The organism is Oceanicaulis sp. UBA2681 (assembly GCF_002354675.1).
Classification (GTDB): domain Bacteria; phylum Pseudomonadota; class Alphaproteobacteria; order Caulobacterales; family Maricaulaceae; genus Oceanicaulis; species Oceanicaulis alexandrii.
This window is the reverse complement of record NZ_DEMB01000014.1, coordinates 68,475-88,665: the sequence shown is the minus strand read 5'-3', so window position 1 is coordinate 88,665 and position 20,191 is coordinate 68,475. Positions and strand designations below refer to the sequence as shown.

Here is a 20,191-nt window from a genome sequence, read left to right as displayed (position 1 = left end):
CGCCGCATCGGCTTGCCCGACCGGGCCGGCCCGGCTAGGTGATCGGATCATGTGGAGCTATTTCGCCAATCCTGAGCGGTTTGACCGTCTCGCGCGCGCTGTCCTGCCCTGGTGCTGGGGGATGACGGCGGTGCTGTTCGCCATCGGCCTGCCCTGGGCGTTGTATTTCTCGCCTGAGGATTACCAGCAGTCCGACACCGTGCGGATCATGTATGTGCATGTTCCGGCCGCCTGGCTCGCCATGTTCGCCTATGCAGGCCTGGGCGGCGCCAGCTTCGTCTACTTCATCTGGCGGCATAATCTGGCTGATCTCGCCGCTCGCGCGATTGCGCCTGCGGGCGCGGTCTTCGCCTTTGTGTGTCTGGCCACCGGTGCGCTCTGGGGTCGGCCGATGTGGGGCGCCTGGTGGGTCTGGGACGCGAGACTCACCTCGATGCTGGTGCTGTTCTTGCTCTATCTGGGCTATATGGCGCTGCGAGCCGCGATTGAAGACGAAAAGCTCTCGGCCCGCGCCGGCGCGATCCTCGCCATGGCGGGCCTGATCAACCTGCCCATCATCAAGTTCTCGGTGGACTGGTGGAACACGCTGCATCAGCCCGCGAGCGTCTTTCGTTTTGACGGCCCGACGATTGATCCGTCCCAGCTCTGGCCACTGGCGATCATGGCGCTGGCCTTCACCGTCCTGTATCTCGCCCTCATCCTCACACAGATGCGCGCCATGCTGATGGAGCGTCGCGCTGACGCGCTGGAGCGCCGCCGTGAGCGGCGTCTGGAACTGGAGGCGGAGCTATGAGCGCGCTCACTGAGTTTTTCGCCATGGACGGATACGCCGTCTATGTCTGGGTGTCGTATGGGTTGAGTTTGCTGGGCAGCGCCGGGTTGGTCTGGCTGTCAATCGCTCGCCGCCACGCGGCCGCCGCGCGTCTCAAACGTCTTGAAGCGCTCGAAGCGACGTCAGCCGAGGCGTCGGTTGCGGCGCAAACGGATGAGGATGCGGCATGAAAAACCTGATGACCTGGTTCCCGGTGATCGGAGTGGGTCTGCTTTTGGCCATTTTCGCGATTGCGCTGCTTCGTCCCAGCGAGGGCGGCGGCGATCCGATCCTGGGTCAGCGCGTCAGTGACCTGAACCTGCCGCTAGAGCCTGTGACCTTCGCTGAGACCGGATATGAGCCCAATTCTATTGAAGGCCCGTATCTGCTGAATGTCTGGGCGTCCTGGTGCCCGCCTTGCCGGGTGGAGCACCCGTACTTTGAAGCATTGGCCGCGCAAGGCGTGCCGATTTACGGCGTGCTGTATAAAGACGAAGAGTCAGACGCCGCCCGGTTTCTGAACCAGCTGGGCGATCCGTTCGCCGGGTTGGCGGCGGATCCGGAAGGTCGCGCCGGGTTTGAGCTTGGGGTGACCGGCCCGCCTGAAACCTTCATCGTGGATGGCGAGGGCGTCATTCGCGCGCGGTGGCGGGGGGCAGTGACGGATATTGTCTGGATACAGCGTTTCGCCGAGCCTTGGGCTGAAGCGGGTGGGCAACCGATAAGCTGGACGGACGCTCAGTAAGACGCCTGAAGTCTGTCGACGGGCTATTCAGCGGCCGCGGCGGCTTTTTTCTTCTTCTTCTTTTTCTTCTTGTCGCCGCCTTTGGATTTGGCCTTGGCGGCCTTCTCGGCGAGCTTGGCTTTCTTGGCTTCTTCGCGAGCCGCTTCCGCGCCCAGCTCGGAGGCGCGGGCGATGCGGTTGAGCGCTTCGACAAAGCTGGCGCGCTTGTTTTTGGGCAGGGCCATCAAAATGGCGTCGTCGGCGGCCTTGGCCCCGGCGATCACGGTGGCGTGCAGCTTTCTGCCTTCATCGGTGAAACGGACAGAATTGGCGCGCGCGTCGCCCGGCGCCTTGTCCCGCGCCAGAAGCCCTTTGGCGGCCATGCGAGAGACCAGCTCCGCCAGTGTGGAACGGTCTATGCCGGTCGCCTGGACGAGTTGGGTCTGGGTCAGACCTTCCGCGTCATGCACCGCGCAGAGCACGGCGAACTGACGTTGAGTTATCTGAACGCCGCCGGTCGCCTCTGCGAACTGCTCAGCAGCAAATTGCTGCGCGCGGTGCATCAGATGACCAGGCGAGACATTGAGGTCGAAATCCAGTGCGTCAGCCATATTTCACCCTCCGGCGACGGAACAAAGCAACCATACCCCGGTTTAGCGACGTTTCAATAACAAGTCCTTCTTGATACGGAATGACCTCAATAAAATCTAATGCTGCAAGGGTTTTGACATGGACGCGCAAGAGCCTGATTTCCATCACGCCACGCCTGAAGGCGAAGACCGAGAGCGCCGGGTCTGCCGAACCTGCGGTTTCATCGACTATGTAAATCCGAAGATTGTCGCCGGCGTTGTCGCGACCCATTCTGACGGACGCGTGCTGATGTGCCGCCGCGCCATCGAGCCGCGGTCGGGCTATTGGACCTTGCCCGCCGGCTATATGGAGGAAGGTGAAAGCGTAGAGCAGGCGGCCTTGCGCGAATCGCGCGAAGAGGCCTGCGCCACACTTGAGCTTGAAGGCCTCCTGGGCGTTTATTCCGTGCCGCGCATCTCGCAGGTCCAGATCTTCTTCCGGGCCCGTTTTGCGGCGCCGGATATCGCCGCCGGACCTGAAAGCGAAGAGGTTGCCTTGTTTGAGTGGGATCGCTTGCCGCTGAGCGATCTGGCCTTTCCCAGCGTCAAATGGGCGCTGGATGATTATCAGGCCGGGCATGGACGCGCGCTGCCGCCCTCCATGCGCACACAGACGCCAGCGATACGCCCCTATTAGGTTTGCCTGGTGTTGGCGCTGCACAAAGTAATTTGATCGAGCGTTTCGCCCAGCTCATTGAGATTGATGGGCTTGGCGAAATAGCCGGAGGCGCCTTTCTCGCGCAGACGCTGGGATGTGCCGCTCGTGGCGTCAGCTGTGACGATGATGACCGGCGACTCCGGATATGCGTTGCGCAACATGGAAAGCAGCTCTTCGCCGGACAAGCCGGGCATGTGCAAATCAAGCAAGATGACATCAGGGTCCTGAGCGCTGAGGTCGAGGATCTCCAGCGCGTGTTCGGCATTCACCGCCTGAAAGACGGACCATCCGGCGCCTTCCAGATACTCGGTCAAGAGTTTGCGGTTGATGGTGTTGTTTTCAACGACCAGGGCTGTCCGGGCGAGCGGGACCTGCTGTTCGAGCTCACGCGCCTGATTGCCCGATTCCTCAAGCGCACTGACAGCGCCGGGCTTGGCGAGTGTATGGGGCAAACGCACCCAGAACCGGCTGCCTGAGCCCAGCTCGCTCTCCACGCCGATTTCACCGCCCGCCAGATTGGCAATTTCCTGTGCGATGGTCAGACCGAGCCCGGTTCCTTCATGGCGACGGCCTGGACTGTCATCGATTTGATGAAAGCGTTCGAAAATAATCTTTAGCTCATCAGGCGCGATGCCCGGACCGGTGTCGGAGACGCTCAACTCCATCCAGCCCGGCTCGATCATGCGGCCGCTAATGGCTATGGCGCCGGTTTCCGTGAACTTGACGGCGTTTCCAGCGAAGTTTGTCAAAATCTGCAATGTGCGGGTGGCATCGCCCATGGCCAGGGTTTCGAGGACAGGAGCAATGTCGAGTTCCAGAGCCAGGCCTTTGAGTGTTGTCTGACTGCTGATGGTGTCAGCTGCAGCTCGCAGAAGGTCTGCAGGCGTATAGGGAACGGATTCCAGCACCAGTTCGCCCGCTTCGATCCGGGAGATGTCCAGAACATCATCTATAAGCCCGCGCAAGGCGTATCCGGATGAATTCAAGGTGCGCAGATAGTCTCGCTGTTTTGACGTTAGGTCTGTGTGTTCCAGCAGCTGGGCCATTCCCATCACCCCGTTCAGGGGCGTGCGGATTTCGTGGCTCATATTGGACAAAAACCGTGTCTTTGCGGCATTGGCGAGCTCAGCCTTGTGTTGAGCATCGCGAATGCGATGGCTGGCGTCGCCGAACCGTCGCGCCGCTACGATGAAATGCATCAGGAACAAGAGACCCGCGATCAGGACCAGGCCGTACTCCATATGCGGGCCGTCAGGACCGAACATCGCCATCAACGGCAGAGTGATCAGATAAGCGGCATGGGGAAGCCCGCCCGACAGGGTCAGCGCCATATCCTGATTGGAATGAACGGCGATGTGAAAAAGCGCGCCGCATAGGAAGAGCAGCGCGATCGCTTCGCCTGTGGCGCCCCAGGAATTCCACAACCCGACGCTGACCAGCGAATAGATCGCCGTGGCCTGAAGCATGGAGAGGTTTGCGGCCAGTTTCTCGCCATTCGAGATCGGGCGGGTTCGCGTGGCTGAGGAGAATCGCGAAAACACCCAGCGATCAAGGAGTTGAGTACTCAGCGCCAGCAGCGCGTAGACCAGCGCGAAGACAGGCATGCCGCCCAGATACAGAACCGCCGAGCCGAGCAGTGACAAGCCGATCCGGGTGGGCAACTCTTTGGCGCGACTTAACGCTACGGTCCGATAAGCGTCCAAAGTGGCGGCAGACTGCAACATGCAAGCTCCGAAAGCGTGAAGAGGTCAATCTGGGTGTTAAAGCGTTTCCATATGGTGAGGCGTCTCGACGGTCAGGCTTCAGACCGCGTCCAAAATCCGTTCAACCGGACGCCCCAGCGCGGCTCGCGCGTCATGGATCAGCACCGGGCGCTCGATCAGCTTGGGATTGTCAGCCATGGCCTTGATCAGCTGATCTTCATCGCTGACGTCTTTCAGACCGAGCTCTTTGTAAATCGCTTCCTTGGTGCGCATCAGGTCGCGGGCGCTGGACAGGCGCAGCTTTGAGACGACGGACCTGATTTCGTCAGCACTGGGCGCATCCTTGAGGTAGTCTCGGATCGTCGGGCGATAGCCATGCTGTTCCAGCAGGGCGAGGGCTTCGCGCGATTTCGAGCAGCGCGGATTATGCCAGTATTCCATGACGTCTCTCCTTATTCAGTCGTCTGCACAGCGGCCAGCAGGGCTTTGGCGGTGCGCAAATGCATGTGTTCGACCATTCGCCCCTGTACCGGCACCGCGCCCTTGCCCGCATGGGCGGGATCATCAAACGCATCCACCACGCTCCGAGCCCAGTCCAGTTCAGACGCGCTTGGGGCGAAAGCCTTATGAACAGGGTAGATCTGGCTGGGATGAATCAAGGTCTTGCCGTCAAATCCGAGTTGGCGACCCTGCCATGCTTCGCTCTCAAGACCAGCCTCGTCAGTATAGGCGTTGTAGACGGCGTCCAGAACCGCCAGCCCCATGGCGCGCGCCGCCAGCACCATGCGCGCCAGATGCGGCTCGAGCGCGCGGCGGCGCAATTCGCCTTCGGGCAGACGCAGCCCTTCCGCCAGGTCATTGGCGCCGGCGACTAAGGCTTCAAGCCGGTTCAGGGGCGCGGCGCGGGCGATCGCCTCGACATTGAAGACGCCGCGCGGCGTTTCGATCATCGCCCAGACCGGCCCGTCATAGCCCGCCTCATCAAGGCGCTTGCGCACCGCGCTCAGCTGTTCGGCGTCTTCGAGCTTGGCGACCAGGACCGCGTCCGGACGGCTCTGGGCTGCGATCATCATGTCCGCCGACAGATCAGGCGATCCGGGTTCGGCGATCCTTAACACCGTGAACAGATGATGGCTTCTGAAGCGCGTGACGGCGTCCAGCGCATTGCGCCGGGCTTCGGCTTTGCGTTCGGTCGCGACCGCGTCTTCAAGATCGATGATCAAGGCGTCCGCGCCCAGGCCTTGCGCCTTGTCCAGCGCGCGCGGCTTATCGCCGGGCACGAACAGAACCGAGCGCAAAAGGCGTGCGTTTGCCTGTAAGAGTGAGGAATCGTCAGTCATGGTGGAAAGGCTTACATAAGGCGCATGTCCAACACCACACCTCAGACGTCGGTTCTGGTGATCAGTTCCTTGGTGGCCTCCAGCCAGGTCGGCGGTTTAGTCACCCACCAGGTGCTGAGCGCGGCCTCGATCCGCCCCTATTTCTTGCCGACGGTGGTTATGGGGCGGCATCCGGGTCTGGGCGCGCCCGGCGGCGGACCCGCGCCGATGGATCTGATGGCGTCTGCGCTTGAGGGCATGAAGGCCAATGGCGCGCTTGATCAGGCGGACGCTGTCTTCACCGGTTATTTCAAGAACCCTGACCAGGTGCGGCTCGCAGCAGGCCTGATCGCCGAAGCGCGCGTCCAGCGCCCTGAACTTCTGGTGATGGTGGATCCGATCATCGGCGATGGAGCGGCGGATGGCGGCGATGGGGGGCTTTATGTGAGCGCGGAAACCGCCCGCGCCATCCGCGATGACCTGATGCCGTTCGCAAGCGTCATCACGCCGAACCGGTTCGAGCTCGCCTGGCTCAGCGGCCGCGAACTCACGACGCCTGAAGACGTCGTCGCGGCGGCGCGGACGCTTGCGCCCGTGGTTCTGTGCACCTCGGCGCCTGCGGGATTGAACGAGGTGTCGGTGATCAGCGTCACACCAGACGATGCGTTCAGCGCGCAAATGCCCCGGATCGAGCCTGCGCCGTTTGGAACAGGAGATGTGTTCGCCGCCAGCGCCTTGGCGGAACGACTCGCCGGCGCGCGTTGGCGAGACGCTGCGGCACGGGCGATGGCGCGCATCTCTCACGTTCTGGACGAAACGCGGATGGCTGGCGATCCAGCAGACTTGTTGCTGACCACTCAGACTTTGCAGACGCCTGTGCGTGCGCCGATATTGCGACGGGTTGGCGCAAACCGCCCCGCCTGGGTGATGGGGCTGGACGGCTGCAAGGCGGGCTGGGCGGCCGTGATGGTCGATCTGAACGGGATCGAGGCGCCGCGTCGGGCCGTCTTCGAGCAATTCCAGGACGCTTATGACTGGGGCGCGCAAGTGATTGCCGTGGACATGCCCATCGGGTTTGAAGCGGCGCCTTCAGACCCGCAAGGGCGCGCCTGTGAACGGCTGGCGCGGCAGCGCCTGGGCAAACGCCGCAGCAGCATCTTTCCCTCGCCCCTGCGCATCGCCCTGTCGGCGTCAGACTATGAACACGCCAATCAGCTCAATCGCGCTGCGGGCGGGCCGGGCCTGTCCAAGCAGGCCTATCATCTGTTTGAGAAAATCCGTGAGATTGATGCGGTCATGACCCCGGACCTGTCACGCGGCGTGGTGTTTGAAACCCATCCGGAGCTGACCTTTGCAGAGCTTTCCGGCGAACCGGCTGTGCATCGCAAGAAAACCCGCGAGGGCCGTGAAGAGCGTCTGGCGCTGCTGGTCGCGCAGGGGCTGCCTGAAGCGCTGTTCGAGCCCCACCCTTTCAAGGCCGGGCTGTGCGCGCCAGACGATCTCATTGACGCCGGGCTCTGTGTGGTGACCGCGATGCGGATTGCGGGCGGCGAGGCGTTGCGTCTGCCTGAAGACCCGCCGGAAGATGGGCAAGGCTTGCTCATGGCGCTTCATGCCTGATCGCGCTCGATGGTGCTTGAAACCGCTGACGCGGCCCTGTACCTGAACAAGCATGAGCATTGATATCCAGGGACATCTCGCATCGGGTTTCGAACCGGTGGCCGAGGCATTTGAGCAAAATTTCACCGAGCGTGAAGAGCTGGGCGCAGCCTTTACCCTGATCCGGAACGGTGAGGTTCTCGTTGACATTCACGCCGGGCATGCGGACCGCAAGGCGAGCCGTCCGTGGACGGCGCAGACGATTGCGCCGGTCTTTTCGACCGGCAAGGCTGTGACAGCGCTGGTCGTCGCCTGGCTGGTCGATCAGGGGCGTCTCGATTATGACGCGCCCATCGCGGATGTCTGGCCCGAATTTGCGCAAGCAGGCAAAGACTCGGTGACGCTGGCCCAGGCGCTGTCACATCAGGCGGGACTGTCGGGATATCCTGACGAGATGGAGCCGTCTGACTGGTTTGACCGCGACCTGATGGAAAGCCGGTTCGCCGCCATGGCGCCGATGTGGCCGCTGGGCGAGGGGTCCGGGTATCACCCGATCAGTTATGGGGTGATCGCGGACGCCGTGGTGCGTCGTGCAGACGTCAAACACCGCACGGTCGGCGCAATTTTGCGCGATGAGATCTGTGGTCCGCGCGGCATTGATTTTCACATTGGCGTGCCGGAGAGCGAGCATGATCGCGCGGCCGAGCATGTTCTGCCGCCGCGCCCCCCGCATCTGGGCGCGATGACGCCTGAAAAGGCTGCAGCCTTCCTCAAGCCCTGGTCCTCGCCCGGACGGCGCGGCACGGCGACCTGGCGCTCGGCGGAGCTGCCGGCGGCGAACGGACACGGCACGGCGAAAGCCATCGCCCGACTGATGGCGCCCTTCGCGACGCAAGGGCGTCTGGAGGGGGAGGCGTTCGTGTCCGCTGAGGTCATAGCTGACGCGCTGAAAGAACGCGTGCATGGTCCTGACCGGGTCCTGCCCTTTGACCTGGCGTTTGCGGCCGGCGTGATGATCAACCGCGACTCCGAAGCCTTCGGGCCCGAACCTCAGGCCGTGGGCCATTACGGCTTTGGCGGGTCTTGCGGGTTCGCGGATCCTGAGCGCGGCGTATCGGGCGCTTATGTGATGAACCGGCAGATGGATGTGCTGGTGGGCGACGCCCGCGCCAAGGCGCTGATCGAGGCGTCGTATCGCTGTCTGTAAGAACAGCGGCCGCGTCCTGAAACAAAAACGCCGCACGAGGGCTGTCGTGCGGCGTTTCATGTCAGGCGTGATGAGCGTGTTTAGTCGATCGCCTTGAGGTTTACAGCTTTCGGGCCTTTGCCGCGGCGATCCGGTTCAGTTTCGAACTCGATGCGTTGGCCGTCGCGCAGATCTTCCAAGCCGGCGTCTTTCACAGCGGTGATGTGCACGAACACATCCTTGTCGCCTTCATCAGGGGTGATGAAGCCGAAACCTTTTTCGGTGTTAAAGAATTTAACGGTACCCGTAGTCATGGGTAGAAGTCCTTTCCCGTCCGTCCGCGCGGCGTCCCACGCCAATGGAATGTGTGCGAGGCGTCCCGCGCACAGCATGCGGATTGCGGTCGGGGAAGGCAAAGGCAGAGGCGTTAGGCGCTCGGGTCTTCCATACTCTTCACCGGGCCTTGTTCAAGCCGCTCGTGCAAGGAATACTATGCCTGAAAATTCTATACTCCACAAGCAAAGCTCAGACGTACGCGCGCAAGTTCAAGGGACCTGACAAGTGAGTCGACGAACTCGAAGATTCTTAAGCGCAAAGTCCCGCGAACCGCGCTCTGGCGGCGCCGATCCGGGGGGATTGATGCGGTTGTCGGGCTTCGGTGCGGCGCTGTTGGTTTTTGTGGCTGTGGGAGCAGGATTTCACGGCGAGCGCATGACCAGTGCGGTCGCCCGCGCCCTGTCCGGGCTTGCGCCGCTGGTTGAGCCGGTCCTCTGGGGCGTCAGCCTGCTCGAATTCGGGGCCGCATTGCTCGTGCTGGGCGTTTTCGGATTTACGGTGTGGCGCGGGTTCAGGCGTTAAGCCGCCAGGTGCTCCAGGAGAGCGCCAGAGCGAAGCCGAGCCAACCGACCAGCGGAAACAACAGCACGCCGGCCATGCGAGAGGCTCGAAAGGCCAGCGCTGTGACGGGCAAGGACAGAACAAGCGCTGCCACGGTGACATAAAACCCGTTGGCGACGTTCTGCAGACCGAAATAACCCCAGGTCCAGCCCATGCAAACGAGATACTGGGCGATGACTGCGAACCGGGCGATATCCTTGTGACGGTCATCGCCATAGCGGTCGATGCTCCATGCGGCGATCGCCATCAGGGTGAACAGACCGACCCAGACGGCGCCGATGAGGCCGCCGGAGGGCGCCCAGCCGGGGTTGTCCAGCGTACGCGACCATTGAATGGCGGGGCCGCTGAAGATCCAGGCGTTCAACGCCAGTGCGGCGCCGACAAAAATGAGAAGATACAGGGCCAGGCGGCCAAAGGCGGGGCGGGACTTGCGGAAGATGTTCGTCGCCACGGATCGACTCCTCTACGCCAGGCTCTTCAGGTCCTCGCCGGACATTAACACGGATTGCGCGTCCGACCAGAGCGCCCCTCGCGAGGCGGGTTTCCGGGTCACAATCGCTTGAGCGGGCGGCTTTTCGGACGGCCAGCGCTTTCCCGGCGCGCCTCAAATGGTCATTGTCACGCTTTGCAGCCTGCAGGCAGGCGCTGCTTCAAGGATATTCGTTATGTTGCGCACTTTCCTCGTCATCCTGGCGGTCCTCAGTCTCGCCCCCATCGGCGCGTCCGCCCATGCGCAAGGCGCGCTCGAGACGGCGGCGGATGCTGCGAGCCGCTTTGGTCCCGTGGTCGGGCAGGCTGCGCCAGAGCTGACGGTGACAGAGGCGGGCGGCGCCCCTCGCACGCTCGACAGCCTCATGGGGGAAGAGGGGGTGGTGCTCTATTTCAACCGCTCGCTGGACTGGTGTCCGATCTGCCTGCGGCAGACGCTGGAGCTTGAACCCTATGCGGCCGCGTTCGCCGAAGCCGGCTGGCCGGTCGCCGTGTTGACCTATGACGACGCCGACACTCTGGGTCAGATCGCCGAGCGGCGTGATTTGAGCCTGACCTTGCTCTCTGACGCGGGCAGCCGGACCATCGATGCGTTCGGCGTGCGCGATCCGATCTATTCGGACCCCGATCATCTGGCGTACGGCGTGCCGTATCCGATCACCTTCGTGATTGATCGCGAGGGCGTTGTGGTCGCCAAGTTCTGGCATGAGGCGGGGCTGGGCGATCAGCGTGGTTACGCAACGCGGATTTCCGCCGAAGATGTCCTGGCGGCTGTGCAGTCGCGCTAGCTCTTGTTTGTTGAACCGGTTTGACTGACCTTCAGCTGCTGAGGGGAGGGTCGCCCATGCGTGATGGACCTGTTCTAGAAACTGAACGTCTGCTTCTGCGTTTGCCTGAAGAGCGCGACCTGGACGGTTTTATCGGTCTGATGAGCGATGAGGTCGCCGCGCGGCATATTGGCGGGGTGATGGATGCGCCCCTCGTCTGGCGCCAGCTCTGCACCATTCTCGGCCATTGGAGCGTGCGCGGTTACGGCTTCTTCTCGGTCGAGGATAAAGCCAGCGGCGACTGGATAGGCCGGGTCGGCCCCTGGGCGCCTCATGGCTGGCCGCAGCCGGAAGTGGGCTGGTCGATCACTCGCGCGCATTGGGGCAAGGGCTATGGTCCGGAAGCCGCCGCCGCAACGATGGATTTCGCGTTCGAAGCGCTGGGCTGGGAGAGCGTGGTTCACATGATCGCGGCGGAGAACGTCAATTCCCAGGCCCTGGCGCGCAAGCTGGGATCGGTCGATCTGGGCTGGGACGCCGAACTGCCGGGCCTCGGCGTGACGGTGGATGTCTGGGGACAGTCCAAAGCGGACTGGGCGCACAATCGCGAGCGCTTAAAGCGCTAGAACCAGCCCGCTTCGCGCAATGCGGGGTAGGAGCTGCGGCTGACCGGGGCGGTGATCCCGCCCTTCAGCTCCGCCTGCCCTGACCCGCGCGAATACGCGATTGCGGATATGGCGTCGGCCGCCGCCCACCAGGACCGGTGCAGGCGGTGTCCGGGTCGAGTGGTTTCCGCCAGCGCGATCGCATCCGCAAACCGCATCAGCAATAGATGGGACCCGGCGTTGGTGTGGATCCGCACATAATGGTCTTCGGCCTGTAGAGCGAGAATGTCGGCGCTGCGTAGCTGGGCCGGCAGGTGCTGCGCGAGCAGATCAGGCTCCGACGCTTCCCCGCTCGGTTCCGGTCCGGCATTGGCGGGACGCGACAGGGCCGTCCGGGTCAGAAGCATGACGCTGAGCGCCGCGACGCTGATCACGAAAACGGCGGGCAACAGGCGTGCGTATAACAGTAGAGAGACAGCGTTGTTGAACACCAGCGCTTCCGCCGCAATGACGACGCCGGTTTGAGGCGCTGTGACAACCGCCGCCGTCGCCAGCGCCCGCCGCCAGAGCGCCATTCGCGGCAGCAGATGAGAGAAGAGCCGTTCGGCTACAGCCAGCAATCCGCCGCCGACGACCATCACTCCGATCCAGTAGACCAGCCTCAAGGGAAGACTTTCCTGGATGGTGGCGAACGGGCCGACCAAAGCCAGAAACAGCCCGGCCAGCGCCATGACGCCCAGATCGACAACGATCTGATAGCCTTGGGCGTTGAGCATGCGAATGGGCGAAGCCGTGTCGGTCATGCCGAACTCTATCCGCATCCGGTCGCACGGTGTCAATTCCGGCGCCGTTCGCGCATCGCCAATGGTGCGGGCGGCGCCAGTGACGTAGCCGCAGGACGGCTGGCGAAACGGCGTCTGGTCGGGGCGCGCTGACCGCGATTGAACTCCAATTCGTTCATTTCGCGGAGGTCGCCATGTCATCTTTATCGTCATCAGCCCTGAGCCGCACCAGCCATGTGATCATGGCGGTGCTGACCTTGCCGGTCGCAGCCTACGCCTCGCTCTACGTGTTTCCTGATATGCCCGGCTTGCCTGAAAACATCCTGGCAAATCGGTGGGGCGCATACGGCTTGCCCCTTCATGCCGGTCTGGGGGCGGTGGCGCTGTTGATCGGCCCGCTTCAGTTCATGCAAAGCCTCCGGTCCAGGGCGCCGGGCGTTCATCGCGCCATGGGCATGACTTATGTGACAGCGTGTCTGGTGTCGGCGCTGGCGGGGTTCGTCCTGGCGACCGGTACGACCAACGGGGTTGTGGCCGGAGTGGGCTTTGCGCTGGCCGCCATCGTCTGGACGCTGTGCACGGCGCGGGGGCTGAGCTGCGTGGTCACCGGGCAGTACGCCGCGCATCGCCGCTGGATGATCCGCAGTTATGCGATGACCTTTTCCGCCGTGACCCTGCGCATCCAACTGGGGCTGGGCACAGCGGCGGGACTAGATTTCGCCGAGTTCTATCCGATCCTGGCCTTTAGCGCCTGGATCCCCAATCTGATCGTCGCCGAGCTGTGGCTGCTGCTGCGCAACCCCTCCCGTGGCGCTCAGAACCAGCCGGCGTCCCTGAGCGCAGGGTAATAGGTGCGGCTGACCGGGGCTTCTACGCCGTCCTTCAGGACCAGAACGCCCCGGCCATCGCTTTTCCGGATGTCTTCAACGGCGTCTCTAGCGACCCACCACGACCGGTGGGTCCGCGCGCCGTCCAGTCCGTCACACGCGGCGACCGCGTCTGACAGGCGCATGAGGATCAGGGCTTCGCCCCGGTCTGTGCGAACGCGCAGATAATGATCCTCTGCGCTCATCGAGCGGATCCGGGCGGTCTTGAGTTTGACGGGGAGCTTGTCGATCAAGGCGGCGCCCGCCTGTGCGGGACGGGCGCCTTCGCCCGCTGCGTCCTCGGTCAGCCGGTCGACCACATAGACGACCGAGGTCACGAAGCCCGAAATCACCAGCACCAGGCCATAGACAAACGCGACATTCACAGGAGCGCCCTGGTCGCTGGCCATGACATTGACCCAGGACACGGCCGCTGTGATCGGAATCGAAACCACCATCGCACTGGCCACATAGACGAGCCATCGGGGGGCTTGAGGCAGCCATAGGGGCATGAAGTGTCCGACGGCGTATCCGATCAGGCCGCCCAGCGCGACGAACCCGGTCCAGTAAAGCCACACCATCGGCCAGCCGAACATATAGCTGCCAAACGGTCCAAGAACCGCCAGGAACGTGCCGATTCCCAGCACCATTCCGACAGGTCGAGCGCAATTGCGGGCCAGTGTCAGGATGGTCTGCATCATAGAGCTTGCCTTGATCCCCCGTTCGCGAAGCGTGAACGGCAGGGTGGCTGCAACTCACGTACAGGTCCAGTCCGATCGCGCAGAGCCGCTTTTCCACCCTCAACGTGGCGGGCAGTGGTGTTTCGGCGATCCCGCGCCGCCAGAGGGGCGGAGAGCGGATCGCCAGACACCGGGAGATGACGACATGCAAGACCGTTCCTTCAAAGCCGCTGCTCTCGCGAGCGCCGCACTGTTCGCTTTGGCCTTCATGCCTGTGGCGGAAAGCCAGGACGCCGTGGCCGCCGCCGCGCTTGAGATCACGATTGACGGGCTGCGCACCAATGAGGGGCGAGTCTGGGTCGGGCTTTACGCCTCGGAAGACGATTGGGACGAACAGATCGAGTCGGCGCAAGGCTGGGCGGACGTGGACGACGGCGTGGCGCGCGTGCGGCTCGCCGAGCTGTCATCGGGCGCGGTCGCGATCCAGGTCTTTCACGACGCTAACGGCAATAACGACTTTGACACCAACTTCATGGGCATTCCGTCAGAACGCTATGGTTTTTCCAATAATCCACGTCCGAAATTTCGGGGTGCGAATTGGGATGAAGCCGTGTTTGAGTTGAGCCCCGGCGAAACCCAGGAACTGACGATCACCTTGCATGGAGCGCGGGGATGAATATCGACGCCTTCCTGCAAGCGCCCTTGCACATCCAGGTGCATGCGATCGCAGCACTCAGCGCGCTGGGGCTCGGCGTCGTCCAGTTCGCCGCCCCCAAAGGCACGATCCCGCACCGTACGCTGGGCTATGTCTGGGTCGGCTTGATGCTGCTGGTGGCGGGGACGGCCTATTTCATCCGCACCCATGAGGGTCAGTTCAGCTGGATCCACCTTCTGATCCCCGTCACGCTCGTCGGCGTTGTCTGGCTGAGCGTCCTGGCGAGGGTCGGCAATGTGAAGCGTCACCGGTCTGCTGCGTTCGTGCTGTTCATGGCGGCGCTGGTGACGCCCGGCCTTTTCACGCTCGTGCCCGGGCGTTTGATGAATGCCGTGGTTTTTGGCGGATGAGGGGTGAGATCGCGGCCTGTCATTGACCTGACGCAAGGCCGCGCTAAACCTGCCCGTCTGATGTCCGGGGTTTGCCGGAACGCTGTATCAGGGGGTTCTGATGACGATGCCATGGTTCAAACTTGCAGCGGTCGGGTTCAGCCTCGCCGCGCTGAACGCTTGCTCCGAACCTGTCCCGGCGGACGTGACCGAGCCTGTGGCCCAGCCCAGTCTTGTATCCACCGATGCGCCGCGCACTCCGGTGCAGGCGCTGGCGCCGTATTACGCCCAGCTTGATTATGCCGTTCCGGTGGCGCCTGAAGGTCCGGCCTTGCCGGGAAGCGAAACCGTGCTCACCTCGATCGCGTTTGGATCCTGCAACACAGCCCAGCGGGAGATTCCCATCCTCGCGACCATCGCGAACGAGCCCCATGACCTCTTCATGTATGTGGGCGATAATGTGTATGGCGATGCGCGCGCCTATAACGCAGACCTGCCCGAGCTGCGGGAGAACTACGCAGCCCTCGCCGCCCGTCCCGAATTCCGCCTGTTGCGGTCTGCGCTGCCGATGCTCGCGACCTGGGATGACCATGATTACGGCATGAATGATATGGGCCGTGATTTCCCGTTCAAAGGCTTCGCCGAACAGCTCTTCCTCGATTTCTGGCGGGCGTCTGACACCGATCCGCGGCGTCAGCGCGAGGGGATTTACGACTCCCATGTCTACGGCCCGGAGGGCCAGCGTGTGCAGATCATCATGCTGGACACCCGCTATTTCCGCTCCGAGCTGACCCCGACCGATGACCGTGGCGCCGTGGGGCGTGAACGCTATGTTCCCAGCGATAATCCTGATCAGGACATGCTGGGCGCCGCGCAATGGGCCTGGCTGGCGGATCAATTGCGTGAGCCGGCGGATTTGCGCCTGATCGTCTCGTCCATTCAGGTCCTGGCGGACGGGCATGGCTGGGAAGCCTGGCGCACCATGCCGATGGAGCGTGATCGTTTGTTCCGCCTGATCAACGATACCGGCGCTCAAGGCGTGGTGTTCGTGTCCGGCGACCGGCATTCCGCCGGGCTTTACCGGCGCGACAATGTGGCGAGCTACCCGCTTTACGAGATCACCTCGTCGGCGCTGAACATGTCCTATGCTGACGAGAACAACGAACCCGGACCCAATCGCCTGGGCGCCATGTACGCTCCGGAAAATTACGGCGTTATCGGCATTGACTGGGATGCCGGACAGCTCAGCCTGCAAATCAAGGACATGGAAGGCGATCCTGTCCGCGAGCAACGCATTCGCCTGGCCGAGATCGGCGTGCGCTGACACCGTGTCCTGGCAGTCACGCCTGTCAGTGTCTGCACCGCCTGCAAGCATTGATGAATTGCTTGCGGGTGGTCGGACGTGAAGGATGGCGTCGGGGGACGATATGAAAGACGCAAGCGCATTCGAACGGTTGTTCACAGGCGAAACCGAGGTTGAGGCGGGGACTGAAACGCCAGGGGCCTCAAGGGCTCTGGTGCAGCGCGCGGGCGCCGGCCTGATCGATTCAGGCCTGGGGTTGGCGGTCCGCTTCGTGCTGATCGTTCAGGTCTGGAGCTGGTCGCGCGCGAACGCCGCCGCCGTGGACGATCCCTTGTCGTGGCGGTCCTGGGTCACGCCCACGGACGGGCTTGAGAGTGCAGCCCGGTTATGGACCATGGGGCGGGTGGATCCAGGCTTGGCGGCCGCCATATTGCTGACGGTCGCCAGCCTTGTCAGCCTTAGCCTGGCTGCTGGCTTCATGACCCGGCTAACAGGCCTGGCGGTCATGCTGGGCGCTTTATGGCACATGATGTTCATTTTGCCTGAAGCCTTCACCTCGACAGTGGCCTATGTGGCGTTGGGGCTGTATTTGCTGGCGCGCGGCGCCGGACCTCTGTCCCTGGACTGGGCGCTCGCCCGTCTGGCGCGGCTGGCCTGATACGGAGATCGTGGTGACGTGCTGAGACGCACAGGTTGCTTTGCGCCGCCCCGCGTGATGATTTCGCAATTAATTGCTCACCCCGATCTGTAAGGGCCGCTCCATGCTGATCTACCGCAATGTCGCCATGGTGATGGTGGCCACCTTGTTCCTGCAGGCCGCCATGGGCGCGCTGGGCGTCGCCCTGCCGTTGGCGATGAGCGGCGCAGGCTGGGGGCGTCCGGCCATCGGCGCCGTGATCGCGGCGTTCGGCGCAGGCTTCGCCATCGGCGCCTGGCTGTCTCCGAACATGATCCGGTCTGTGGGTCATATCCGCGCCTATGCCGGCTATGCCGGCGGCGCGGCTGCGCTGACGCTGCTCCTGGCGCTGGGCGATCATTTCATCTGGTGGCTGATCACCCGCTTCGGCTTCGGCATGTGCGCGGCGGGCCTGTTTGCGGTGGCGGAAAGCTGGATCGCGGACGCCACTCCCAGCGAACGCCGCGGCGCCGTGATTTCGGTCTATCAGATCGTCGGACGCGCCGGCCTGATCGCAGGACCGTTCCTGATCGCCTTGCCCGGCTTTGACGCGCGCGACGGCTTCATCATGGCGGGCGCCGCCATGGCGTTGGCCCTGACCCCCATCGTGTTCACCAAGCGCGCGCAGCCCAGCCTGCCCACGGGGGAGACCGTCCCTGTCACCCGGTTGTTCTCGATTGCGCCTGCGGCGGCGGCGGCGGCGTTTACGGCCGGGCTTCTCAATTCCGGCGTTCTGGGCTTCATGCCGATCTGGGCGCAATCGCTCGATCCTGAATATGGCGCAGGCAGCGCTGCGCTGTTGATGGCGGTGATCTACGCCGGCTCGATGCTCACCCAATGGCCTGCCGGGATGATTTCTGACCAGATGGACCGGCGCCTGGTCATCGCGGCCCTGTCGATTGTCGGCGGGCTCTTCGCTCTGATCCTGGTGGTGATGCCCAGCCCGTCTCTGGGCCTCGCAGCGCTTCTGGTGGGTCTGTGGGGGGCGGCCAGCCTGTCGTATTTCGCCGTCGCGGTTGCGCACGCCGCCGACCGGTCGCGGGTGGAGGAGTTGCCCGCCATCGCGTCAGGCATGTTGCTTGTCTGGGCGATCGGCTCGACTCTGGGTCCGATTGTGGCGGGCGTCGCTTATTCGGGGCCTCTGGGGCCGCGCGGATTATTTTTATTCGCTGCTGTCGCCAGCTGCATTCTGGCGGCCGGCATGTTCTGGCGACGCCGCGCCCGCGAGGCCGTGAAAGAAGATGAGCGATCGCATTTCGTCAACCTGCAGGCCACGTCCGCCGAGCTGGCGGAAATCGAGGCGCCGGAAGACGAGCTGGATCGAGTCTGATGTTGGCGTTGATCGTCGCTGTGCCCGCCCTCCTCGGGGCATTGGCCGCTTTCGCCTTGCGCGGCAGGCTGCGCAAGCTGGGCCTGATGGCCTGGCTGGGCTGGTTGATGATCGGGACCGGCGCGCCGGTGCTTTTGGGGCAGCTCGTCGCGCTGGGCCTGACAGACGTCGCGGCGTCCATGGCGGAGGGGTGCCGGCAAGGCGGCCCGGACGCGTGTCACCGCGCCGGATTATACCTGGTTCTGCCCTTGGCGGCGGGTTTGTGCGGAGGGCTGGGATGGATCGCCGGCGCCCTGACCACGCGCTTTGCTAAGGTAAAAGACACGAACTCCCCCCTATGATAGGGGAATGGCGCGTTGCACCGGCCTCAACGGGTGTTATAACGCGCGCTGTCCGCCTAGGTGCGGGTGTTTCTCGCCCGTACTCCCCTCAGCTCTGTGCGAGAGATATTGCTCCATGAACATTCACGAGCACCAGGCGAAAGCCCTGTTGAAGTCTTACGGCGCTCCGGTCGCCGAAGGTATCGCCGTGTTTTCCGTCGAAGAAGCTTCCAAAGCCGCTGACCAGCTGCCCGGTCCGCTCTGGGTTGTGAAATCCCAGATCCATGCAGGCGGCCGCGGCAAGGGCAAGTTCAAGGAACTGCCCGCCGACGCCAAAGGCGGCGTGCGCCTCGCCTTCTCCAAGGAAGACGTGGCCAAGCACGCCAAGGAAATGCTGGGCAATACGCTGGTGACCCACCAGACCGGCCCTGAAGGCAAACAGGTCAACCGCCTGTATATCGAAGACGGCGCGGATATCGAATCCGAGCTCTATCTGTCGCTGCTGGTGAACCGCGAAACCGGCCAGGTGGCCTTCGTGGTCTCCACCGAAGGCGGCATGGATATCGAGCAGGTCGCCGAAGACACGCCCGAGAAGATCCTGACCGTCAATATCGACCCGCTGACCGGCGTTACCGCTGACGATGCGTCCGAGATCGCGAAAGCGCTCAAGCTGGAAGGTCAGGCCCGTGACGACATGCTGTCGCTGGCGCCGATCCTGTACAAGGCGTTTACCGAGAAGGATATGGCCCTTCTGGAAGTGAACCCGCTGATCGTCATGGAAAACGGCCGCCTGCGTGTGCTGGACGCCAAGGTGTCCTTCGACGGCAACGCCCTGTTCCGTCATGACGATGTGCGCGAGCTGCGCGATCTGTCGGAAGAAGACGAAAAAGAGATCGAGGCGTCCAAATACGACCTCGCCTATATCGCGCTCGACGGCGATATCGGCTGCATGGTGAACGGCGCGGGCCTGGCGATGGCCACCATGGACATCATCAAGCTCTATGGCGCGGAACCGGCGAACTTCCTGGATGTGGGCGGCGGCGCTTCGAAAGAGAAAGTGACGGCGGCGTTCAAGATCATCACCGCTGATCCCAACGTCAAAGGCATCCTCGTGAACATCTTCGGCGGCATCATGCGCTGCGACGTCATCGCCGAGGGCGTGGTCGCCGCGGTGAAGGAAGTCGGCCTGAAGGTTCCGCTGGTGGTCCGTCTTGAGGGCACCAATGTGGACCTCGGCAAGAAGATCCTCAACGAAAGTGGTCTCGACATCACCTCGGCTGACGATCTCGACGACGCCGCGAAGAAAATCACCGCTGCTGTGAAAAAGGCCTAAGCCATGTCTGTACTCGTCAATAAAGACACCAAAGTCATCGTTCAGGGCCTGACCGGCAAGACCGGCACCTTTCACACCGAACAGGCGCTGAACTATTACGGCACCAAGATGGTCGCCGGCGTGCACCCCAAGAAGGGCGGCGAAAGCTGGACGTCTGGCCTGGACGGCTCGGCCACCCTGCCGATCTTCGCCTCCGTGGGTGAGGCCAAGGAAGCCACCGGCGCCACCGCGTCCGTGATCTACGTGCCGCCGGCCGGCGCCGGCGCCGCGATCATCGAGGCGATTGATGCGGGCATCGATCTGATCACCTGCATCACCGAAGGCATTCCGGTGATGGACATGGTCAAGGTGAAAGCGCGCCTTGAGAAGTCCAACTCCCGCCTTCTGGGGCCGAACTGCCCCGGCGTGCTGACCCCGGAAGAGTGCAAGATCGGCATCATGCCGGGCTCCATCTTCAAGAAGGGCTCCGT

The 20,191-nt window shown here is 63.2% G+C and carries 25 protein-coding genes and 1 pseudogene; 18 read left to right on the top strand and 8 right to left on the bottom strand.

All coding sequences use genetic code 11. The annotated features are described in order from the left end of the window. The first annotated feature begins 49 nt into the window (after window positions 1-49). Genes B3M53_RS11070 through B3M53_RS11060 form a run of 3 tightly spaced genes read left to right on the top strand, consistent with a single transcriptional unit; the run spans window position 50 to window position 1,556 of the window. Entirely contained in the window at window positions 50-793 is a 744-nt protein-coding gene (locus B3M53_RS11070) for a heme ABC transporter permease (protein WP_022700665.1), read from the top strand. Continuing rightward, on the top strand, window positions 790-1,002 hold the full coding sequence (gene ccmD, locus B3M53_RS11065) for a heme exporter protein CcmD (RefSeq protein ID WP_273020273.1): 213 nt from the start codon (window positions 790-792) through the stop codon (window positions 1,000-1,002). Before B3M53_RS11070 ends, ccmD begins: the two co-directional genes overlap by 4 nt. Then, window positions 999-1,556 carry a DsbE family thiol:disulfide interchange protein gene (locus tag B3M53_RS11060; protein ID WP_273020272.1) on the top strand — a complete coding sequence of 186 codons (558 nt, stop codon included), beginning with the start codon at window positions 999-1,001 and terminating at the stop codon, window positions 1,554-1,556. The genes ccmD and B3M53_RS11060 overlap by 4 nt, the downstream gene beginning before the upstream one ends. Before the next feature lie 23 nt (window positions 1,557-1,579). Here B3M53_RS11060 and B3M53_RS11055 read toward each other — a convergent pair whose 3' ends face one another. Next, the gene (locus tag B3M53_RS11055; protein ID WP_160092767.1) at window positions 1,580-2,146 is read right to left on the bottom strand and encodes a MarR family winged helix-turn-helix transcriptional regulator; all 567 of its coding nucleotides are present in this window, start codon (window positions 2,144-2,146) and stop codon (window positions 1,580-1,582) included. A 118-nt stretch (window positions 2,147-2,264) separates the two neighbouring features. Here B3M53_RS11055 and B3M53_RS11050 point away from each other — a divergent pair, with 118 nt between their 5' ends. Beyond that, on the top strand, window positions 2,265-2,801 hold the full coding sequence (locus tag B3M53_RS11050) for an NUDIX hydrolase (RefSeq protein ID WP_273020271.1): 537 nt from the start codon (window positions 2,265-2,267) through the stop codon (window positions 2,799-2,801). On the opposite strand, the gene B3M53_RS11045 is transcribed toward B3M53_RS11050, so the two are convergent. From B3M53_RS11045 to B3M53_RS11035, 3 genes are all read right to left on the bottom strand, one after another. Next, window positions 2,798-4,546: an ATP-binding protein gene (locus B3M53_RS11045; protein ID WP_273020270.1), complete on the bottom strand. Its 1,749-nt coding sequence runs from the start codon at window positions 4,544-4,546 to the stop codon at window positions 2,798-2,800. The genes B3M53_RS11050 and B3M53_RS11045 overlap by 4 nt on opposite strands. 78 nt (window positions 4,547-4,624) lie before the next feature. Then, a complete protein-coding gene (arsC, locus tag B3M53_RS11040; protein WP_160092764.1) occupies window positions 4,625-4,966 on the bottom strand; it encodes an arsenate reductase (glutaredoxin) in 342 nt (113 codons plus the stop codon). An 11-nt stretch (window positions 4,967-4,977) separates the two neighbouring features. Then, window positions 4,978-5,865: an HpcH/HpaI aldolase/citrate lyase family protein gene (locus B3M53_RS11035; protein ID WP_273020269.1), complete on the bottom strand. Its 888-nt coding sequence runs from the start codon at window positions 5,863-5,865 to the stop codon at window positions 4,978-4,980. Window positions 5,866-5,889: 24 nt separating this feature from the next. Here B3M53_RS11035 and B3M53_RS11030 point away from each other — a divergent pair, with 24 nt between their 5' ends. Beyond that, window positions 5,890-7,464, top strand: coding sequence for a PfkB family carbohydrate kinase (locus B3M53_RS11030; RefSeq protein ID WP_273020268.1), 1,575 nt, complete (start codon window positions 5,890-5,892; stop codon window positions 7,462-7,464). A 52-nt stretch (window positions 7,465-7,516) separates the two neighbouring features. Continuing rightward, on the top strand, window positions 7,517-8,650 hold the full coding sequence (locus tag B3M53_RS11025; protein WP_273020267.1) for a serine hydrolase domain-containing protein: 1,134 nt from the start codon (window positions 7,517-7,519) through the stop codon (window positions 8,648-8,650). A gap of 80 nt (window positions 8,651-8,730) precedes the next feature. Here the strand turns inward: B3M53_RS11025 and B3M53_RS11020 are convergent, their stop codons facing one another. After that, entirely contained in the window at window positions 8,731-8,943 is a 213-nt protein-coding gene (locus B3M53_RS11020) for a cold-shock protein (RefSeq protein ID WP_022700655.1), read from the bottom strand. Between the two features lie 325 nt (window positions 8,944-9,268). Here B3M53_RS11020 and B3M53_RS11015 point away from each other — a divergent pair, with 325 nt between their 5' ends. After that, window positions 9,269-9,487, top strand: coding sequence for a hypothetical protein (locus tag B3M53_RS11015; RefSeq protein WP_022700654.1), 219 nt, complete (start codon window positions 9,269-9,271; stop codon window positions 9,485-9,487). On the opposite strand, the gene B3M53_RS11010 is transcribed toward B3M53_RS11015, so the two are convergent. Then, a complete protein-coding gene (locus B3M53_RS11010) occupies window positions 9,477-9,977 on the bottom strand; it encodes a TspO/MBR family protein (RefSeq protein ID WP_022700653.1) in 501 nt (166 codons plus the stop codon). The genes B3M53_RS11015 and B3M53_RS11010 overlap by 11 nt on opposite strands. A 214-nt stretch (window positions 9,978-10,191) precedes the next feature. Between B3M53_RS11010 and B3M53_RS11005 the strand changes: the two genes are divergently transcribed. Beyond that, window positions 10,192-10,803 (top strand): peroxiredoxin family protein, encoded by a 612-nt coding sequence (locus tag B3M53_RS11005; RefSeq protein WP_273020266.1) that lies wholly within the window; start codon window positions 10,192-10,194, stop codon window positions 10,801-10,803. A gap of 56 nt (window positions 10,804-10,859) precedes the next feature. Beyond that, on the top strand, window positions 10,860-11,408 hold the full coding sequence (locus B3M53_RS11000; protein WP_273020265.1) for a GNAT family N-acetyltransferase: 549 nt from the start codon (window positions 10,860-10,862) through the stop codon (window positions 11,406-11,408). Here B3M53_RS11000 and B3M53_RS10995 read toward each other — a convergent pair. After that, a complete protein-coding gene (locus B3M53_RS10995) occupies window positions 11,405-12,190 on the bottom strand; it encodes a LytTR family DNA-binding domain-containing protein (RefSeq protein WP_273020264.1) in 786 nt (261 codons plus the stop codon). The genes B3M53_RS11000 and B3M53_RS10995 overlap by 4 nt on opposite strands. Window positions 12,191-12,363: 173 nt before the next feature. Here B3M53_RS10995 and B3M53_RS10990 point away from each other — a divergent pair, with 173 nt between their 5' ends. Next, a complete protein-coding gene (locus B3M53_RS10990; RefSeq protein ID WP_022700649.1) occupies window positions 12,364-13,017 on the top strand; it encodes a DUF2306 domain-containing protein in 654 nt (217 codons plus the stop codon). On the opposite strand, the gene B3M53_RS10985 is transcribed toward B3M53_RS10990, so the two are convergent. Further along, entirely contained in the window at window positions 12,984-13,736 is a 753-nt protein-coding gene (locus B3M53_RS10985; RefSeq protein WP_022700648.1) for a LytTR family DNA-binding domain-containing protein, read from the bottom strand. The genes B3M53_RS10990 and B3M53_RS10985 overlap by 34 nt on opposite strands. Window positions 13,737-13,920: 184 nt before the next feature. On the opposite strand from B3M53_RS10985, the gene B3M53_RS10980 reads away from it, so the two are divergent. The 8 genes and pseudogenes from B3M53_RS10980 to B3M53_RS10945 all read left to right on the top strand — a co-directional run. Beyond that, window positions 13,921-14,391: a DUF2141 domain-containing protein gene (locus B3M53_RS10980; RefSeq protein ID WP_022700647.1), complete on the top strand. Its 471-nt coding sequence runs from the start codon at window positions 13,921-13,923 to the stop codon at window positions 14,389-14,391. Further along, window positions 14,388-14,780 (top strand): DUF2306 domain-containing protein, encoded by a 393-nt coding sequence (locus B3M53_RS10975; RefSeq protein WP_022700646.1) that lies wholly within the window; start codon window positions 14,388-14,390, stop codon window positions 14,778-14,780. The genes B3M53_RS10980 and B3M53_RS10975 overlap by 4 nt, the downstream gene beginning before the upstream one ends. A 100-nt stretch (window positions 14,781-14,880) precedes the next feature. Next, window positions 14,881-16,083 (top strand): alkaline phosphatase D family protein, encoded by a 1,203-nt coding sequence (locus B3M53_RS10970; protein WP_022700645.1) that lies wholly within the window; start codon window positions 14,881-14,883, stop codon window positions 16,081-16,083. 103 nt (window positions 16,084-16,186) lie between these two features. Beyond that, window positions 16,187-16,720: a hypothetical protein gene (locus B3M53_RS10965; RefSeq protein WP_160092754.1), complete on the top strand. Its 534-nt coding sequence runs from the start codon at window positions 16,187-16,189 to the stop codon at window positions 16,718-16,720. Window positions 16,721-16,823: 103 nt separating this feature from the next. Continuing rightward, window positions 16,824-18,068, top strand: a complete 1,245-nt coding sequence (locus B3M53_RS10960; protein WP_022700643.1) for an MFS transporter — start codon at window positions 16,824-16,826, stop codon at window positions 18,066-18,068. Continuing rightward, window positions 18,068-18,409 (top strand): hypothetical protein, encoded by a 342-nt coding sequence (locus tag B3M53_RS10955; RefSeq protein ID WP_022700642.1) that lies wholly within the window; start codon window positions 18,068-18,070, stop codon window positions 18,407-18,409. Before B3M53_RS10960 ends, B3M53_RS10955 begins: the two co-directional genes overlap by 1 nt. A 115-nt stretch (window positions 18,410-18,524) precedes the next feature. After that, on the top strand, window positions 18,525-19,721 hold the full coding sequence (sucC, locus tag B3M53_RS10950) for an ADP-forming succinate--CoA ligase subunit beta (protein ID WP_022700641.1): 1,197 nt from the start codon (window positions 18,525-18,527) through the stop codon (window positions 19,719-19,721). 3 nt (window positions 19,722-19,724) lie between these two features. Beyond that, window positions 19,725-20,191 (top strand): annotated as a pseudogene (locus B3M53_RS10945) (succinate--CoA ligase subunit alpha); the annotation flags it as partial.

Coding starts and splice junctions, on each gene's coding strand:
- B3M53_RS11070 (WP_022700665.1), top strand. CDS start 50: ATGTGGAGCTATTTCGCCAATCCTGAGCGGTTTGACCGTCTCGCGCGC.
- ccmD (WP_273020273.1), top strand. CDS start 790: ATGAGCGCGCTCACTGAGTTTTTCGCCATGGACGGATACGCCGTCTAT.
- B3M53_RS11060 (WP_273020272.1), top strand. CDS start 999: ATGAAAAACCTGATGACCTGGTTCCCGGTGATCGGAGTGGGTCTGCTT.
- B3M53_RS11055 (WP_160092767.1), bottom strand. CDS start 2,146: ATGGCTGACGCACTGGATTTCGACCTCAATGTCTCGCCTGGTCATCTG.
- B3M53_RS11050 (WP_273020271.1), top strand. CDS start 2,265: ATGGACGCGCAAGAGCCTGATTTCCATCACGCCACGCCTGAAGGCGAA.
- B3M53_RS11045 (WP_273020270.1), bottom strand. CDS start 4,546: ATGTTGCAGTCTGCCGCCACTTTGGACGCTTATCGGACCGTAGCGTTA.
- arsC (WP_160092764.1), bottom strand. CDS start 4,966: ATGGAATACTGGCATAATCCGCGCTGCTCGAAATCGCGCGAAGCCCTC.
- B3M53_RS11035 (WP_273020269.1), bottom strand. CDS start 5,865: ATGACTGACGATTCCTCACTCTTACAGGCAAACGCACGCCTTTTGCGC.
- B3M53_RS11030 (WP_273020268.1), top strand. CDS start 5,890: ATGTCCAACACCACACCTCAGACGTCGGTTCTGGTGATCAGTTCCTTG.
- B3M53_RS11025 (WP_273020267.1), top strand. CDS start 7,517: ATGAGCATTGATATCCAGGGACATCTCGCATCGGGTTTCGAACCGGTG.
- B3M53_RS11020 (WP_022700655.1), bottom strand. CDS start 8,943: ATGACTACGGGTACCGTTAAATTCTTTAACACCGAAAAAGGTTTCGGC.
- B3M53_RS11015 (WP_022700654.1), top strand. CDS start 9,269: ATGCGGTTGTCGGGCTTCGGTGCGGCGCTGTTGGTTTTTGTGGCTGTG.
- B3M53_RS11005 (WP_273020266.1), top strand. CDS start 10,192: ATGTTGCGCACTTTCCTCGTCATCCTGGCGGTCCTCAGTCTCGCCCCC.
- B3M53_RS11000 (WP_273020265.1), top strand. CDS start 10,860: ATGCGTGATGGACCTGTTCTAGAAACTGAACGTCTGCTTCTGCGTTTG.
- B3M53_RS10995 (WP_273020264.1), bottom strand. CDS start 12,190: ATGACCGACACGGCTTCGCCCATTCGCATGCTCAACGCCCAAGGCTAT.
- B3M53_RS10990 (WP_022700649.1), top strand. CDS start 12,364: ATGTCATCTTTATCGTCATCAGCCCTGAGCCGCACCAGCCATGTGATC.
- B3M53_RS10985 (WP_022700648.1), bottom strand. CDS start 13,736: ATGATGCAGACCATCCTGACACTGGCCCGCAATTGCGCTCGACCTGTC.
- B3M53_RS10980 (WP_022700647.1), top strand. CDS start 13,921: ATGCAAGACCGTTCCTTCAAAGCCGCTGCTCTCGCGAGCGCCGCACTG.
- B3M53_RS10975 (WP_022700646.1), top strand. CDS start 14,388: ATGAATATCGACGCCTTCCTGCAAGCGCCCTTGCACATCCAGGTGCAT.
- B3M53_RS10970 (WP_022700645.1), top strand. CDS start 14,881: ATGACGATGCCATGGTTCAAACTTGCAGCGGTCGGGTTCAGCCTCGCC.
- B3M53_RS10965 (WP_160092754.1), top strand. CDS start 16,187: ATGAAAGACGCAAGCGCATTCGAACGGTTGTTCACAGGCGAAACCGAG.
- B3M53_RS10960 (WP_022700643.1), top strand. CDS start 16,824: ATGCTGATCTACCGCAATGTCGCCATGGTGATGGTGGCCACCTTGTTC.
- B3M53_RS10955 (WP_022700642.1), top strand. CDS start 18,068: ATGTTGGCGTTGATCGTCGCTGTGCCCGCCCTCCTCGGGGCATTGGCC.
- sucC (WP_022700641.1), top strand. CDS start 18,525: ATGAACATTCACGAGCACCAGGCGAAAGCCCTGTTGAAGTCTTACGGC.